General features: G+C 74.5%; 17 protein-coding genes. 16 read left to right on the top strand and 1 reads right to left on the bottom strand.

Translation table 11 applies throughout. The features are described from left to right. Window positions 1–26 precede the first annotated feature (26 nt). From ACQPZA_RS32595 to ACQPZA_RS32560, 8 genes are all read left to right on the top strand, one after another. The gene (locus tag ACQPZA_RS32595) at window positions 27–1,493 is read left to right on the top strand and encodes a type VII secretion-associated protein (protein ID WP_433275913.1); all 1,467 of its coding nucleotides are present in this window, start codon (window positions 27–29) and stop codon (window positions 1,491–1,493) included. A gap of 148 nt (window positions 1,494–1,641) precedes the next feature. Further along, the gene (locus ACQPZA_RS32590) at window positions 1,642–1,953 is read left to right on the top strand and encodes a WXG100 family type VII secretion target (RefSeq protein WP_211173726.1); all 312 of its coding nucleotides are present in this window, start codon (window positions 1,642–1,644) and stop codon (window positions 1,951–1,953) included. Window positions 1,954–1,962: 9 nt separating this feature from the next. Beyond that, window positions 1,963–2,250, top strand: a complete 288-nt coding sequence (locus tag ACQPZA_RS32585) for a WXG100 family type VII secretion target (protein ID WP_169394177.1) — start codon at window positions 1,963–1,965, stop codon at window positions 2,248–2,250. Window positions 2,251–2,479: 229 nt separating this feature from the next. Next, on the top strand, window positions 2,480–2,923 hold the full coding sequence (gene rplM / locus ACQPZA_RS32580; protein WP_169394176.1) for a 50S ribosomal protein L13: 444 nt from the start codon (window positions 2,480–2,482) through the stop codon (window positions 2,921–2,923). A gap of 29 nt (window positions 2,924–2,952) precedes the next feature. After that, entirely contained in the window at window positions 2,953–3,543 is a 591-nt protein-coding gene (gene rpsI / locus ACQPZA_RS32575) for a 30S ribosomal protein S9 (RefSeq protein WP_169394175.1), read from the top strand. A gap of 41 nt (window positions 3,544–3,584) precedes the next feature. Next, complete coding sequence (glmM, locus tag ACQPZA_RS32570; protein ID WP_169394174.1) at window positions 3,585–4,922, top strand: phosphoglucosamine mutase; 1,338 nt, start codon at window positions 3,585–3,587, stop codon at window positions 4,920–4,922. A gap of 49 nt (window positions 4,923–4,971) precedes the next feature. Beyond that, window positions 4,972–5,268: a hypothetical protein gene (locus tag ACQPZA_RS32565; protein ID WP_433275909.1), complete on the top strand. Its 297-nt coding sequence runs from the start codon at window positions 4,972–4,974 to the stop codon at window positions 5,266–5,268. Then, window positions 5,265–5,624 carry a hypothetical protein gene (locus ACQPZA_RS32560; RefSeq protein ID WP_433275907.1) on the top strand — a complete coding sequence of 120 codons (360 nt, stop codon included), beginning with the start codon at window positions 5,265–5,267 and terminating at the stop codon, window positions 5,622–5,624. Before ACQPZA_RS32565 ends, ACQPZA_RS32560 begins: the two co-directional genes overlap by 4 nt. Before the next feature lie 314 nt (window positions 5,625–5,938). On the opposite strand, the gene ACQPZA_RS32555 is transcribed toward ACQPZA_RS32560, so the two are convergent. Continuing rightward, window positions 5,939–6,766 (bottom strand): dienelactone hydrolase family protein, encoded by an 828-nt coding sequence (locus ACQPZA_RS32555; protein WP_344017145.1) that lies wholly within the window; start codon window positions 6,764–6,766, stop codon window positions 5,939–5,941. A gap of 138 nt (window positions 6,767–6,904) precedes the next feature. Here ACQPZA_RS32555 and ACQPZA_RS32550 point away from each other — a divergent pair, with 138 nt between their 5' ends. From ACQPZA_RS32550 to ACQPZA_RS32515, 8 genes are all read left to right on the top strand, one after another. Then, window positions 6,905–8,344: an NAD(P)H-hydrate dehydratase gene (locus tag ACQPZA_RS32550; protein ID WP_433275904.1), complete on the top strand. Its 1,440-nt coding sequence runs from the start codon at window positions 6,905–6,907 to the stop codon at window positions 8,342–8,344. 54 nt (window positions 8,345–8,398) lie between these two features. Next, window positions 8,399–9,553, top strand: coding sequence for an alanine racemase (gene alr, locus ACQPZA_RS32545; protein ID WP_433275902.1), 1,155 nt, complete (start codon window positions 8,399–8,401; stop codon window positions 9,551–9,553). Then, a complete protein-coding gene (locus ACQPZA_RS32540) occupies window positions 9,547–10,653 on the top strand; it encodes an alpha/beta fold hydrolase (RefSeq protein ID WP_433275900.1) in 1,107 nt (368 codons plus the stop codon). The genes alr and ACQPZA_RS32540 overlap by 7 nt, the downstream gene beginning before the upstream one ends. Next, entirely contained in the window at window positions 10,650–11,111 is a 462-nt protein-coding gene (tsaE, locus tag ACQPZA_RS32535; RefSeq protein WP_433275898.1) for a tRNA (adenosine(37)-N6)-threonylcarbamoyltransferase complex ATPase subunit type 1 TsaE, read from the top strand. Before ACQPZA_RS32540 ends, tsaE begins: the two co-directional genes overlap by 4 nt. Window positions 11,112–11,214: 103 nt before the next feature. Beyond that, window positions 11,215–11,916 (top strand): tRNA (adenosine(37)-N6)-threonylcarbamoyltransferase complex dimerization subunit type 1 TsaB, encoded by a 702-nt coding sequence (gene tsaB / locus ACQPZA_RS32530; protein WP_433275896.1) that lies wholly within the window; start codon window positions 11,215–11,217, stop codon window positions 11,914–11,916. Continuing rightward, window positions 11,913–12,377 (top strand): ribosomal protein S18-alanine N-acetyltransferase, encoded by a 465-nt coding sequence (gene rimI / locus ACQPZA_RS32525; RefSeq protein ID WP_433275894.1) that lies wholly within the window; start codon window positions 11,913–11,915, stop codon window positions 12,375–12,377. The genes tsaB and rimI overlap by 4 nt, the downstream gene beginning before the upstream one ends. Continuing rightward, window positions 12,374–13,411, top strand: coding sequence for a tRNA (adenosine(37)-N6)-threonylcarbamoyltransferase complex transferase subunit TsaD (tsaD, locus tag ACQPZA_RS32520; RefSeq protein WP_433275892.1), 1,038 nt, complete (start codon window positions 12,374–12,376; stop codon window positions 13,409–13,411). The genes rimI and tsaD overlap by 4 nt, the downstream gene beginning before the upstream one ends. 201 nt (window positions 13,412–13,612) lie before the next feature. Continuing rightward, window positions 13,613–14,179, top strand: coding sequence for a hypothetical protein (locus tag ACQPZA_RS32515; RefSeq protein WP_169399136.1), 567 nt, complete (start codon window positions 13,613–13,615; stop codon window positions 14,177–14,179). Window position 14,180: the final 1 nt, after the last annotated feature.

Here is a 14,180-nt window from a genome sequence, read left to right as displayed (position 1 = left end):
CGCGGGCGGCACAGCAGGGGAGGACGGTGAGCGGCACGCCGGTCCGGGTCGCCGTCCAGCTGGGGGCGGCAACGGCGCGGGTGGCAGCGGCGGGTGCCGACGGTGAGCCTTGGCTGGTGGCCCGGACACCGGCTCGCGGCGTCACGGTGGCGTCGCTGCTGGCGGAGTTCGCTCCCGGGCCGGAGGAGCTGGTGCTGGTCCATCCGCCGGGCTGGCCCGCGCCGCGTACGGCGTCCTGGGTGGGCCGGTGCGCCGGTCTCGCCTGCCGGGTCCGTGCGGTCCCGGCGCCGGTCGCCGCGGCCGGGCGCGGGGACGTGGCCGTGCTCGACGTCGGGCACGGGGTCGCGGAGGCCACCCGGCTGGACGCCTCGGGCAACGTGCTCGCCGTCCGGTCCCGTGCGGTGGCCGGCGCCGCGCTGGACGCGGTGCTGGCGGAGCTGCTGGGGCTGCCGTCGGACGACCCCGCGGCCGTTGCCAAGGCCCGGCGCGTACGTGAGGCGCTCTCGCTGCTGCCCTCGGTGCAGGCGGGCGCACCCGGGCCGGTACCCGTGAGGGCGAGCGAGGTCCGCCCGCTGCTGGCGCGACAGCTCGCCGTCGCGGTCGAGGCGTTGCGCGAGGTGCTGCTGGAGGCCGGACCCGCCCCGGTGCTGCTCGTCGGTGGGGTGACCCGCACCCCGCTGCTCGCGGAGCTCGTGGACGAGGCCGGGATCGCCGGCGCCGCGGGAGTCGCCGTGGCCCCGAGGCCGGACGTCGCCGCGGTGCTGGGGGCGTTGGTGCTGCCCGACGCCGGCGGTCACCCGTGGTCGGCGCGGGTGCCCGACGCCGGGTGGACTCCGCACAGCGAGTCGAGGGCCGCGGGCCCGTTCGCGGCTCCCGGCACCGGCCCGGAGCGCCGTGCGGCCCCGGTCGCCCGCAGGCTGCCGCCGCCGCCCGTCCGGACCCGCAGCCTGCTGCGGATCGTCTCCTCGGCCGCTGCGGCCGCCGTGCTCGTCGCGGGCCTCCTCGGCGTCGGCGTGCTCCTGCCCTCGCGACCGCCGGCCGCCGTGGTGCCTGCCGGCGTGCTCGTGCAGTACGGCTACCGGCTCGACGTCCCAGCGGGGTGGGAGCACACCGGCGGGTTGCCGGAGCGGCGCCGCACCCTGCTCACCCCGGCGGGGGCGCCGGAGGGCAGCGATCTGATCGCGGTCGAGCGGAGCCCGCTCGGCTACGACACCGGCGCCGAGCCCGAGCGGGCCCGGGCCGAGCTGCGCGCCGAGTTCGAGTCGGCGGCGGCGGCCGGGTCCGCGTTGCGGGACTACACGACCACCACGCTCGCCGGGCGCGAGGTGGCGACCTACCGCCAGCGCGGGGCGGACGGCCGGACCGTCGTCGACTGGTTCGTGCTCCTCGACGGGGATGCGCAGCTCAGCGTCGGCTGCCGGCACACGGCAGCCGGCAGCAGCGCGGTGCGGGCTGCGTGCGACGTGGTCGTCGCCTCGCTGCGACGAGCCTGAGCCCGGCGGCCCGTCGCGGCCCCCGGGCCGTCCACCGGCCTCCCGCGTTCGCACCCGCACACGATCCCGCCGGTTCGGCCCCACGCGGGCGCGCTCCCTGCGACGGTGGCCGGACAAGCAGACCAGGCACGGGACAGGGGTGATCGGCATGGCCGACGGGTTCGGTACCACCGTCGAGGAGATGCAGCGGGCCGGGCGGCACGTGTTCACGGTGAACGACACCGTGCAGGCCGACCTGGCCACGTTGCGCAGCAGGCTCGCCCCGCTGGCCGGGGCGTGGCGGGGAGAGGCGGCCACGGCGTTCACCGCGTTGATGGCCCGGTGGGACACCGACGCCCGGGCGCTGAGTGAGGCCTTGCGCACCATCGGCGAGGCGATCGAGGGCACGGGCGCGAGCTACCGCGCGCAGGAGGAGCAGCACTCCGGCGAGCTGTCCGCGATCCGCGCGGCGCTGGGCTGAGGGGGAGCCATGTCTGAGATCAAGGTCACGTTCGGAGCGCTGGAAGCGGCGCGGGCTGACGTCGGGGCCACCGCTGGCCGCATCTCCGGCCAGCTCGAGGAGCTCAAGCGGTTCCTGGCGCCCATGGTCGCCACCTGGGAGGGGCAGGCGGCCACGGAGTACCAGGCCACGCAACGCAAGTGGGACACGGCCGCCGCCGACCTGGCTTCGGTACTGGCCCAGATCGGGGTGGCACTGGGCACAGCCAACGACAGCTACCAGCAGGTCGAGCGGGCCAACGCGGCCCGCTGGCGGTAGTCACCGCGGCTGCGGGAGCGAGCTACCCGGCGGTTGGAGGGGGCGTTTTGACCCTGCTTCGGACCGGCGGGTACCCTCGTTCTTCGACGTGCGGTGGGTGAAGACCCGCGGTCGCTTGACGGCGGCCCGCATGGTCCGTCCGCGGGCCCGGCGCCTTGCTCCCGCACCCGCGCACCGAAGGCAGCTCCCGAGTTTCTCGACGAGCACAAGACAGCGACGAGGTAGGTCCGTGCCCACGTATAGCCCCAAGCCCGGCGAGATCACCCGCGCCTGGCACGTGATCGATGCCACGGACGTGGTGCTCGGCCGCCTCGCCACGCACGCAGCCACGCTCCTGCGTGGCAAGCACAAGCCGACGTACGCCCCGCACATGGACACCGGTGACTTCGTCATCATCGTCAACGCGGAGAAGATCGCCGTCTCGGGCAACAAGCGGACGGACAAGTTCGTCTACCGCCACAGCGGCTTCCCGGGCGGTCTCAAGCAGCGCTCGGTCGGCGAGATGATCGAGAAGCACCCCGACCGTCTCGTCGAGAAGGCGATCAAGGGCATGCTGCCGAAGAACCGCCTCGGCCGGGCGATGAGCAAGAAGCTCAAGGTGTACGCCGGGCCCGACCACCCGCACGCCGCGCAGCAGCCGGCCGCGTTCGAGATCACCCAGGTCGCTCAGTGACCACCCCAGAGAACGAAGAGGGACAGCCCGTGACCACCCCCGAGCCCGGGACCGAGGCTGCCGAGACGGCGGCCGCCGAGATCGAGGCCGTCGAGGAGGCCGCGCTCGAAGCCGACGCCACCGACCTCGCCGACGGCGACGCCGACACCGATGCGGCCGACGAGTACGACGCCGACACGGACGTCGACATCGATGCCGACATCGACGTGGCTCCGGTCCCGGCGGTGTTCTCCGACCGGCCGATCCAGACCGTCGGGCGCCGCAAGGAGGCCGTCGTCCGTGTCCGGCTCATGCCGGGCACCGGATCGTTCCGTCTCAACGGGAAGACGCTCGAGGAGTACTTCCCCAACAAGCTGCACCAGCAGCTGATCCGTGAGCCGCTGGTCACCGTCGAGAAGACCGAGCGCTTCGACATCTTCGCCAACCTGCACGGTGGCGGCACGTCGGGCCAGGCCGGTGCACTGCGCCTGGCCATTGCGCGCGCGCTGATCGAGGCCGACTCCGAGGACCGCCCGCCGCTCAAGAAGGCCGGCTTCCTCACCCGTGACCCGCGCGTCATCGAGCGCAAGAAGTACGGCCTCAAGAAGGCCCGTAAGGCTCCTCAGTACAGCAAGCGCTGATCTTGGATCTGCCTGCTGGCGACCGTGCACGTTCGGTCGCAGTGCGACGTCTGTTCGGCACCGACGGCGTTCGCGGACTGGCCAACGGCGAGCTCCTCACTCCGGAGCTCGCCGTAGCCCTTTCCGCGTCCGCCGCTCGCGTGCTCGCGGCACGCGACCGGTCCCACCGTCCGGTGGCCGTCGTCGGGCGGGACCCGCGGGCGAGCGGGGAGATGCTCGAGGCCGCGGTGGTCGCCGGTCTGACATCGGCCGGGGCCGACGCGGTGCGGGTAGGAGTGCTGCCCACCCCGGCGGTCGCCTACCTGGTCGGGTCGCTCGGTGCCGACTTCGGCGTGATGATCTCCGCATCGCACAATCCGATGCCGGACAACGGCATCAAGCTCTTCGCGGCGGGCGGCCACAAGCTCCCCGACGTGCTCGAGAGTGCGATCGAAGAGGGCCTCGACATCCGCCACGAGCGGCCGACGGGCACGCGCATCGGCCGGGTCCACGACCTGGTCGATGCCGCCGAGCGCTACCGCGACCATCTGGTCGCGGCCACTCCGGGGTCGCTCGCCGGGCTGCGGGTCGTGGTCGACTGTGCGCACGGGGCTGCGTCCGCCGTCGCCCCCGAGGCGTATCGCAGGGCCGGTGCCGACGTCATCGCGATGCACGCCGACCCCGACGGGCTCAACATCAACGACGGGGTGGGGTCCACCCATCTCGGGCCGCTCCAGAAGGCCGTCCGGGAGCACGGTGCCGATCTCGGCATCGCCCATGACGGCGACGCCGACCGTTGCCTGGCCGTCGACGCCACCGGCGCGGCGGTCGACGGCGACCAGATCATGGCGGTGCTCGCCCTCGCCATGCTGGAAGCAGGCGAACTCGCCCACGAGACCCTGGTCGCCACGGTGATGAGCAACCTGGGCCTGCATCTGGCCATGCAGGAAGCCGGTATCGCGGTGCTCACCACCCAGGTCGGCGACCGGTACGTGCTCGAGGAGCTGCGGACGGGCGGGTTCAGCCTCGGCGGCGAGCAGTCGGGCCACGTCGTGCTCCCGCAGCACTCCACCACCGGCGACGGCCTGCTCACCGCACTGCGGCTGATGGCGCGGATGGCGGCCACCGGCTCGTCTCTCGCCGGGCTGGCGTCCGTGATCACGCCGCTGCCTCAGGTGCTCCGCAATGTGCAGGTGGCCGACAAGGCGGCGGTCGCCGGATCAGCCGCTGTGCGGGAGGCCGTCGAGGCCGCTGAGGCGGAGCTCGGCGCCACCGGTCGCGTGCTCCTGCGCCCGTCCGGCACCGAGCAGCTGGTGCGGGTGATGGTCGAGGCGCCCACCTCCGAGCAGGCGGACAACGTGGCGCTGCGGCTGGCCGAGGTCGTCGCCGCGGCGAGCTGAATCGCCCGTTCCGCCTCGCTCCACCGCCTCCGTACTGCACCATCAGGCCATGTCGTCCGAGCTGCGTCTGCACCCCGATCAGCTCCGCTCCCACGCGGTCACCGCAGCGGGCCTCTCCGAGGATCTCCGGGCGGCGCTCCGGTTCGGGCCCGGCCCCGTGGGCGGCCGGGCTCTGACGGCTGAGCACGAGCGGTTGGGTGCGGCCGTGCTCGTCGCGGTCCGCGAGCTGGCCGAGCTCAGTGCCGCACTCGCCGATGCCGCCTCGGCCGCGACGAGCGCCGACGACGCCGTCGCCGTCGCCCTGCGCCGGATCCAGGACGGGCTCTCCGGCGAGGAGCACGCATGACACATGCCGATGCCGATGCCGATGCCCTGTCCGGTGCGGGGCGGTGGTGGACCGGCCTCGCCGACGCACTCGCCGAGATTGGCCGGCAGGTGGGCAGGCTGTCGGAGGAGATCACCCAGGACTGGCCGGACGCCCGCGGTCAGGAGTGGGTGGAGCGCACCGCGCATCTGGGCCTCGAGCTCGGCCGCGAGGCCAGGGCCGCCGCGGAGTTGGGCGAGGCGTACGCGCGGCAGGCCGCGGACCCGTACCGATGGGACCCACCCCCCACCCGCCACACCGGTATCCGCCTGGGCAGCACGGAAGCCCGCCGCACGGACGACGAACGCGGCATGAGAATCGCAGAACTCCCGGACTGACCCCGCGCCCCGCGACGTACTTCGGAGCCGTACTGCTGCTGCGAGCGCCGGAGAACAGCATTACGACTCCGGAATGCTGGGCGGTTGCGGTAGCTGCCCGCGAGTCGCCCGTTCTGCGCGCGCGAGTCGCCCGTTCTGCGTGGGCGAGTCGCCCGTTCCGGGCGGAGTCGTTCCGCGGCGGGCGCGACTCATGCACCCGGAACGGGCGACTCGCCAGGCTGAAATGGGCGACTCGCGGGGTCGAATCGGGCGACTCGCGCGCTGAAAGCGGGCGACTCGCGGGGTGGGGACGGGCGACTCGCGGGGTCGGGGAGTCAGTGGCGGTCGGCGAGGGTGGTGCCGGGGACCTTGCCGTCCACGAGGACGTCGGCGCGGTCCTCGTCGCAGAGGTGGTGCAGCAGGAACGCCGTGACGAGGGCCCGGGTGAGGCGGCGGGTCTTCGCGTCGGGGCTGCCGGAGAGCACGAAGTCGCTCCAGTGCACGCCCTCGAGGAACCCCGTGTGGGTGGCCTTGTTCAGCGTCCGCAGCCACACCGGGCCGCCCGCCGACGCGGCGATGGGCTCCGCGTGCCCGGCGGCGGGGGCGACGGTGTCCTTGGCCGCGGCGAGGTGCAGCACGGGCAGCGTCAGGGCGCGGGAGGAGTCGACCGCGGACGGGCGGGTCTGCGCGACGGCGATCGTGACGACGGCCCGGAGGCGCGGGCGGTCCTGTGCCGCCAGCAGGGCGATGCCGCCGCCGATCCCGTGGCCGGCGAGTGCGGTGCGGCGGGAGTCCACGCTGATCCGCCCGTCCCCGAGGCGTACGCCGGCGCAGACGTCGAGCGTGGTGCGCAGGTCGGCGGCGAAGCCGGCGTGGCTGGGGAGCGGGCCGCGGTGGCTCGACGGGGCGGCCGCGACGATGCCCCAGGACGCGAGGTGGCGCAGGAGGTCGGCGTAGCGCTCGGCGGGCTGCAGCCAGTCGTGGGCGAACGCGACGGCGGGCAGGCCCAGGCCCTCCTCCGGTGCGAACACGACGCCCGGGATGCCGACCATGCCGAGGTCGCCGCGCAGCACCTGGTGCGGGCCGGGCCGGGAGAGCTGCTCCACGGCCTCCTTGGCGTTGCGCACCTCGGGTGGCCGGGGGAACGGGCGGGTCCGGGTCACAGCGCAGCACCGTAGTCCTTGCGGCGCCGGGCGGGCGAACGCAACACGGAGCACCTGTGCGTGCCGCCGGCCGCGGGTCGTCCGGCGGCGGGCGCCCCCGGCGTCCTACGCTCCGACGATGGCAGCGAGGGACGGTCGATGAGGGGCGTCTGGACGGCCCAGCAGGTGCGGGACGCCGAAGCTGTGCTGCTGGACCGCACTCCTGACGGTGCGCTGATGCGCCGCGCCGCGTTCGGGCTCGCGGTGCACGCGCGCCGGATGCTCGCGGCTGACGGGCAGGTGGCCGGGCGGCGGGTGGTGCTGCTCGTCGGGGCGGGCAACAACGGCGGGGACGCGTTGTGGGCCGGCGTGGAGCTGCGCAGGCGCGGGGTCGGCGTCACGGCGGTGCTGCTGGACGCGGCGCGTGCGCACCCGGCGGGGCTCGCCGCGCTGGGCCGCGCGGGCGGCCGTTTCGTGGACGCGGACGCGGGGCTGGTGGCCGCGCTGGGGGCCGACCTGGTGATCGACGGCATCGTCGGCATCTCCGGGCACGGTGCCCTGCGGGAACCCGCGGCCCGCCTGGTGGCCGCGGTGGACCACGCCGGGGTGCCGGTGCTCGCCGTCGACCTGCCCAGCGGGGTCGACCCGGACACCGGGGCCGTCGACGGCCCGGCCGTCACCGCCGCGGCGACCGTCACGTTCGGCGCGCTCAAGCCCGTGCACGTGCTCGCGGCGCACCGGTGCGGCGAGGTCCACCTGGTGGACATCGGGCTCGGGCCGCTGCTGCCCGAGCCGCACGCCGTGGTGCTGGAGGTGGCCGACGTGGGTGGGCGCTGGCCCGTGCCGGGGCCGGGGGACGACAAGTACACCCAAGGGGTGGTGGGCATCGCCGCGGGTTCGGCGACGTACCCCGGGGCCGCCGTGCTGGCCGCCGGTGCCGCGACCCTCGCGACCAGCGGCATGGTCCGGTTCGCCGGGAGTGCCGCAGCCGGCGTCCGGGACCACTGGCCCGAGGTCGTCGCCTCGGAGTCGATCATGGATGCCGACCGGACGCAGGCCTGGTCGGTCGGTCCGGGCATCGGGGTCGACGACGCGGGCCGGGCCGTGCTGGCCGAGGCCATCGCCCGCGAGGTGCCGCTCTGCGTGGACGCAGACGGCATCTCTCTGCTCGCAAAGCACTCCGACCTGCGGGCGGCGCTGCGGGGCAGGCAGGTGGTGGTCACGCCGCACGACCGTGAGTTCGCGCGAGTCGCGGGGGAGGTCGGTGACGACCGGATCGCCGCCGCCCGCCGGGCCGCGGCCGAGTTGGGCGTCACGGTGCTGCTCAAGGGCAACGCCACCGTCGTCGCCGACCCGGACGGACGCGTGCTCGTGCACCCGGCCACGTCCTCCTGGGCGGCCACCGCCGGGTCCGGCGACGTTCTCACCGGCATCATCGGGTCACTGCTGGCCGCCGGGTTCGAGCCGTGGTGGGCGGCCGGATGTGCGGCCCACGTGCATGCGCTCGCGTCGGAACTGGCCGCGCGGGGCGCGCCTGCGCCCGCGTCACGGTTGCAGGCCGCGATCCCGGCGGCGATCCGGTCGGTCCGAGGGGTGTGAGCGGCGCGGTCGCTCTGTCCACGATGGGACGAGTGTGGATGAGATGATGCGGGCGTGGTTGATCCGCCGGGTGGAGCGCGTGCCGAGGCCGTCGTCGATCTGGACGCGGTACGGCACAACGTCGGGGTACTGAGGGCCAGTGCCCCGGGCGCCGGTGTGATGGCCGTCGTCAAGGCCGACGGGTACGGCCACGGCGCCGTGCCGGTCGGGCGCGCCGCCATCGACGCGGGGGCCGCCTGGCTCGGGGTGTGCACGCTCGAGGAGGCCATGGAGCTGCGGCAGGCCGGTATCACCGCGCCGGTGCTGTCCTGGCTGCACCTTCCCGACGACGACTTCACCGGTGCGGTGGCGGCGGACGTCGACCTGTCGGTGTCCTCCCGCAGCCACCTCGCCGCGGTGCTCGCGGGCGCCCGCCGGGCGGGGCGGCCTGCCCGGGTGCACCTCAAGATCGACACGGGGCTGAGCCGCAACGGCGCGCAGCCCGCCGAGTGGGCCGACCTGCTCGACGACGCGACGAAGGCGGCGGCCGACGGGCTCGCGGAGGTCGTCGCGGTGTGGTCACATCTCGCCTACGCGGACGTCCCGCACCACCCCACGATCGACCGGCAGGCGGCCCGGCTCACCGTCGCCTGGCAGGAGGCGGTCGACCGCGGCCTGAACCCGATCCGTCACCTCGCCAACTCCGCGGCCACGCTCAGCCGTCCCGACGTGCACTTCGACCTCGTGCGCCCCGGCATCGCCGTCTACGGGCTCGACCCGATGGACCGGCCGCCTGCGGAGAGCCCCCTGCGGCCGGCGATGACGCTGCGGTGCCGGGTGGCGCTGGTGAAGCGGGTGCCGGCCGGTGAGGGCGTCTCGTACGGGCACGAGTGGACGACGCCGCGCGAGACCACGCTCGCGCTCCTCCCGCTCGGGTACGCCGACGGGGTGCCGCGCAGGCTCGGCTTCAACGGGCGGATGCGGGTGCTGCTCGGTGGCGTGGTGCGGCCCGTCGTCGGGCGGGTCAGCATGGATCAGGTGGTGGTGGACTGCGGCGACGACGCGGTCCAGGAGGGGGAGCTCGCAGTGCTGTTCGGTCCCGGTGACCACGGCGAGCCGACCGCCCAGGACTGGGCGGACGAGCTCGGCACCATCCACTACGAGGTCGTCACGGGCATGCGCGGGCGTCGCGTCGTCCGCACCGTGGTCGGAGGCGGGTCGTCGTGGTGAACCGGGGGCAGATCTGGGGCACGGTCGCCGGGGCGGCAGGGGCCGCGGCCACCGGTGTCGCGGTCGGGGTGGCCGCCCGCAAGCACTCCAAGATCGCGGCCGAGCGGCGCCGCCTCGCCACGCAGCTCGCGGAGGGGCCACCCGAGCCGGGCCGGACGCCGGTCAGCGAGTCGTCGTCGGTCACGGCGGACGACGGGGTGCGGCTGTCGTGCGAGGAGATCGAGGCGCCGAGCGGGAACGCGGCGCTCACCGTCGTGCTCGTGCACGGGTTCGCGCTCGACCGCCGCACCTGGCACTTCCAGCGGCGGTCCCTGCCCGCGCTCAACGATCCGGCCATCCGGGTCGTGCTCTACGACCAGCGCAGCCACGGTCGCTCCGAGCGGGCCCCGAAGGAGAGCTGCACGATCGAGCAGCTCGGCCACGACCTTGACGCGGTGGTCCGCGCGCTCGCCCCCGAGGGTCCTCTCGTGCTGATGGGGCACTCGATGGGCGGCATGACGATCATGGCGCTGGCGGAGCAGCACCCCGCACTGTTCGCCGAGCGGGTGGCGGGCGTCGCGCTGGTCTCGACGTCAGCAGGCGAGGTGGGCAGTGCGGGGCTCTCGGGCACCCTGCTGTCGCGGCACAACCCGCTCACCCGGGGTGTCGGGCTGCTGGCCCGGCTCCAGCCCAAGCTGGTGGAGGGCGTGCGGAAGGTGGCGGGCGACGTGATCTGGGCGATCACGCGCAACTTCGCCTACGGCGACCGCAACGTCGAGCCGTGGCTGGTCGACCTGGTGGACGAGATGATCAGCGCCAACGCGGTGGACGCACTGACCGACTTCGTCGACACGGTCGGCAGCCACGACCGGCTCGCCGCGCTCCCTGCTCTCTCGACGTGTGAGGTGCTCGTCGCGGCGGGCGACGCCGACCGCGTCATTCCCGTCTCGCACAGCGACGTGATCGCGGCGGAGCTACCGGAGGCCACGCTCGTGCGCTTCGAGGGCGTGGGCCACCTGCCGATGCTGGAGCAGCCCGGGCGCATGGACGAGGCGCTGGCGGACCTGCTGCGCCGCAGCGTCGCCCGCAGCGCCCCCAACGGGCTGCGACGGCGCGCGTGACCCCGCCGATCGAGCTCGACGTCGAGCTGGAGCTGCCCGACGCCGCCGACACCGAGGCGCTCGGCGAGCGGCTGGCCGCCGGGCTCGGCCCGGGCGACCTGGTGGTGCTGTCCGGGCCGCTGGGTGCGGGCAAGACCGTTCTCGTGCGCGGCCTGGCCCGGGGCCTCGGGGTGGCCGGACCGGTCACGTCCCCGACCTTCGTGATCGCCAGGGAGCACCGCCCCCTCCCCGGTGGGGCAGGCGTGCCGCTCGTCCACGTGGACGCCTACCGGCTCGGCGGGGCCGCCGAGCTGGACGACCTCGACCTCGACACCGACCTCGCCGACGCCGTGGTGGCCGTCGAGTGGGGCGAGGGGGTGGCCGAACGGCTCTCCGCGCGGCACCTGCTCGTGCGCCTCACCCGCCGCCCCGACGACGTGCGCGTGGCGAGCGTGCACCGCGTGGAGGAGCGGCCGTGACCGAGGCGGTGGTCCAGGGCCCGGGCGACCTGCCGAAGCTCCTCGCCGGCTGGTGAGCCGCCCCGTCCATCCGGCCGGTGCCGCACGCTCGTAGGCTCGTGACGTGCTCGTGCTCGCCCTGGACACCGCGACGCCCGCCGTCACGGCCGGCGTCGTCGAACTGACCGACGCAGGCCCCGTCGAGCGGTCCGTCCGGGTCACCCTCGACGCCCGCAAGCACGCCGAGCTCCTCATGCCCGGCGTGCTGGCCGCGTGTGCCGAGGCCGGGGTGGCGCTGCGGGACGTCGACGCCGTGGTCACCGGCACCGGGCCCGGACCGTTCACCGGCCTGCGCGTCGGGATGGTCACCGCCGCGGCGCTCGGTGACGCCCTCGACGTCCCGGTCCACGGCGTCTGCTCGCTGGACGCGATCGCAGCGGACGCCCTCGCCGCCGCTCCGGCCCTCCCGGGCCGGCTGCTCGTCGTCACCGACGCCCGGCGCCGCGAGGTCTACTGGGCGCTCTACGACGGCGCTCTGCGTGACGGGGACGGGGCGTCCCGGCGGGTCGACGGTCCGCACGTCGAGGCCCCGGTCGCGCTGGCTGCCCGCGCGGCCGCGCTGGGGGCCGTCGCCGCCGCCGGGGCCTCGGCCGCCGCGGTGGGACTGCCCGAGCGGGAGCCGGCGTCGCCCTCGCCCGCCGGGCTCGTCGCGGTGGCCGCCGTCGCGCTGCGGTCCGGCGCGCGGCCCGGCCCCCTGGAGCCGCTGTACCTGCGCCGTCCCGACGCCGTGGAGCCCGGTGCGCGCAAGCGGGTGAGTGCCGGATGACCGCGACCGTGCCGATCGACGCACTGCGCGAGTCCGATGCGCAGCGCTGCGCCGAGCTGGAGAGGATGCTGTTCCCCGGCGACGACCCGTGGAGCGCCCGGGCGTTCCGTGACGAGCTGCGCGCGGGCCACCACTACCTCGCCGCGCGGGTCGGCGACGAGCTGGTGGGCTACGCCGGGATCGCGTTCGTGGCCGGTCCGCCGCAGGCCGAGGCGGAGATCCACACGATCGGGGTCGATCCCGCGCACCGGCGGCGCGGGATCGGACGGGAGCTGCTGCGCGGGCTCCTCGCGGTGGCCGACGCCGAGCACGCCACGGTGTTCCTCGAGGTGCGCACCGACAACGACGCCGCCCGGCTGATGTACGAGGCCGAGGGCTTCACCGTGGTCGGCCTGCGCAGGCGGTACTACAGCCCGAGCGGAGCCGACGCCCACACGATGCGACGGGAGCCGACGCCATGATCGTCCTCGGGATCGAGACCTCCTGCGACGAGACCGGCGTAGGAGTCGTGCGCGCCGAGCCCGGCGCTGCGGTCACGTTGCTGGCCAACGAGGTGGCCTCCAGCGTCGACGAGCACGCCCGGTTCGGCGGGGTGGTGCCGGAGGTCGCGTCCCGGGCGCACCTGCAGGCGATGGTTCCCGCCGTGCACCGCGCGCTCGCCACCGCCGGGGTCACCGGCCGTGACGTCGACGCCGTGGCCGTCACGGCGGGTCCTGGGCTCACCGGTGCCCTGCTGGTGGGGGTGGCCGCGGCCAAGGCCTACGCCGCCGCCTGGGACGTGCCGCTGTACGGGGTGAACCACCTGGCCGCGCACGTGGCCGTGGACACGCTGCAGCACGGTCCGCTGCCGCCGTGCCTGGCGCTACTGGTGTCCGGTGGCCACTCCAGCCTCCTCGACGTCCCCGACATCGCCGGGCCCGTCACCCCGCTCGGCGCCACCATCGACGACGCGGCGGGCGAGGCGTTCGACAAGGTCGCGCGCCTACTCGGGCTGCCGTTTCCCGGTGGGCCCCACATCGATCGCGTGGCCAGGGACGGGGACCGTGCGGCGGTGGCGTTCCCGCGGGGTCTCACGGGCCCGCGCGACGCACCGTTCGACTTCTCCTTCTCCGGCCTGAAGACGGCCGTGGCGCGGCACGTCGAGGCGCTGGAGCGGGCCGGTACCACCGTGCCGGTGGCCGATGTCGCCGCGAGCTTCCAGGAGGCCGTGGTCGACGTGCTCACGGCGAAGGCCGTGCGCGCCGCCCGCGAGCGGGGGATGGACACGCTGCTGCTCGGCGGCGGGGTCGCGGCCAACTCGCGGTTGCGGGAGATGGCGCAGGAGCGCTGTGCCGCGGCCGGGGTCCGGCTCCGCGTCCCGCGGCCGGGGCTGTGCACCGACAACGGTGCGATGGTCGCCGCGCTGGGGGCTCACCTGGTGGCGGCGGGCGCGGCCCCGTCGTCGCCGGAACTGCCGGCCGACTCGTCGCTGCCGATCACCGAAGTCCTGGTCTGATCTCCCGATTACGAGGTTGTTCCCGGGGTTGGTTCGCACCTTTTGCGATGAACCCGGATCGGTTCGATATCAGCCTGTTGTTTTCCTGACCGGAAGGTCACATCGCCTCCCGGGCGACGTGGGTCGCATCGGCTTGACGCATAGAGTCCCCCAGCTACCGTTGGTGATTCAATGCTCAACCAATCTTCCGGAAGGTAAGACGTGAGTGCTGTCCTGAATGCCGACAACATGCGCGGAACCGGCTCCTACATTCCGGCGGGCTGGTCACTGCGTCGGCTGCACGGTGCTGCTGTGGTGCGAATCCTCTTCGGCGTGCTGTGGGCGATCGACGCGACCTTCAAGTGGCTTCCCGGGTGGATCCACGGCCAGACGCTGGGCAAGGAGCTCGATCCGACCAAGGTCCCGACGCCGATGCTGCACGGCTGGATCCAGCTCTGGCACGCCGTCGCGGGAGCCGATCCCGGGATGTTCGCGCTGATCACCGCCATCGTCGAGTCCGTGCTCGCAGTGGCACTGATCCTCGGCGTCTTCTCCAACCTCGCCTTCATCGCCACCGCGCTCTGGTCCATCGGCATCTGGACCTCCGCCGAACACATGCACATTCCCTACATGACCGGCCAGACGGACCTCGGCCCGTCGATCGGCTACGTGTTCGGCGCCCTCGCGCTGTTCTACGCGGCGGCCGGTGCCACCTGGAGCGTGGACGCCGTGATCCGACCCCGGCTCGGCAGGCTCGCGCCGCTCGCCGGCTCGGTGCCGGGCGCCTGAC

The sequence above is a fragment of the Pseudonocardia xinjiangensis genome (assembly GCF_050948425.1).
Classification (GTDB): domain Bacteria; phylum Actinomycetota; class Actinomycetes; order Mycobacteriales; family Pseudonocardiaceae; genus Pseudonocardia; species Pseudonocardia xinjiangensis.
The sequence above is the reverse complement of the archived record's forward strand: the minus strand, read 5'-3'. Positions and strand labels throughout refer to the sequence as shown.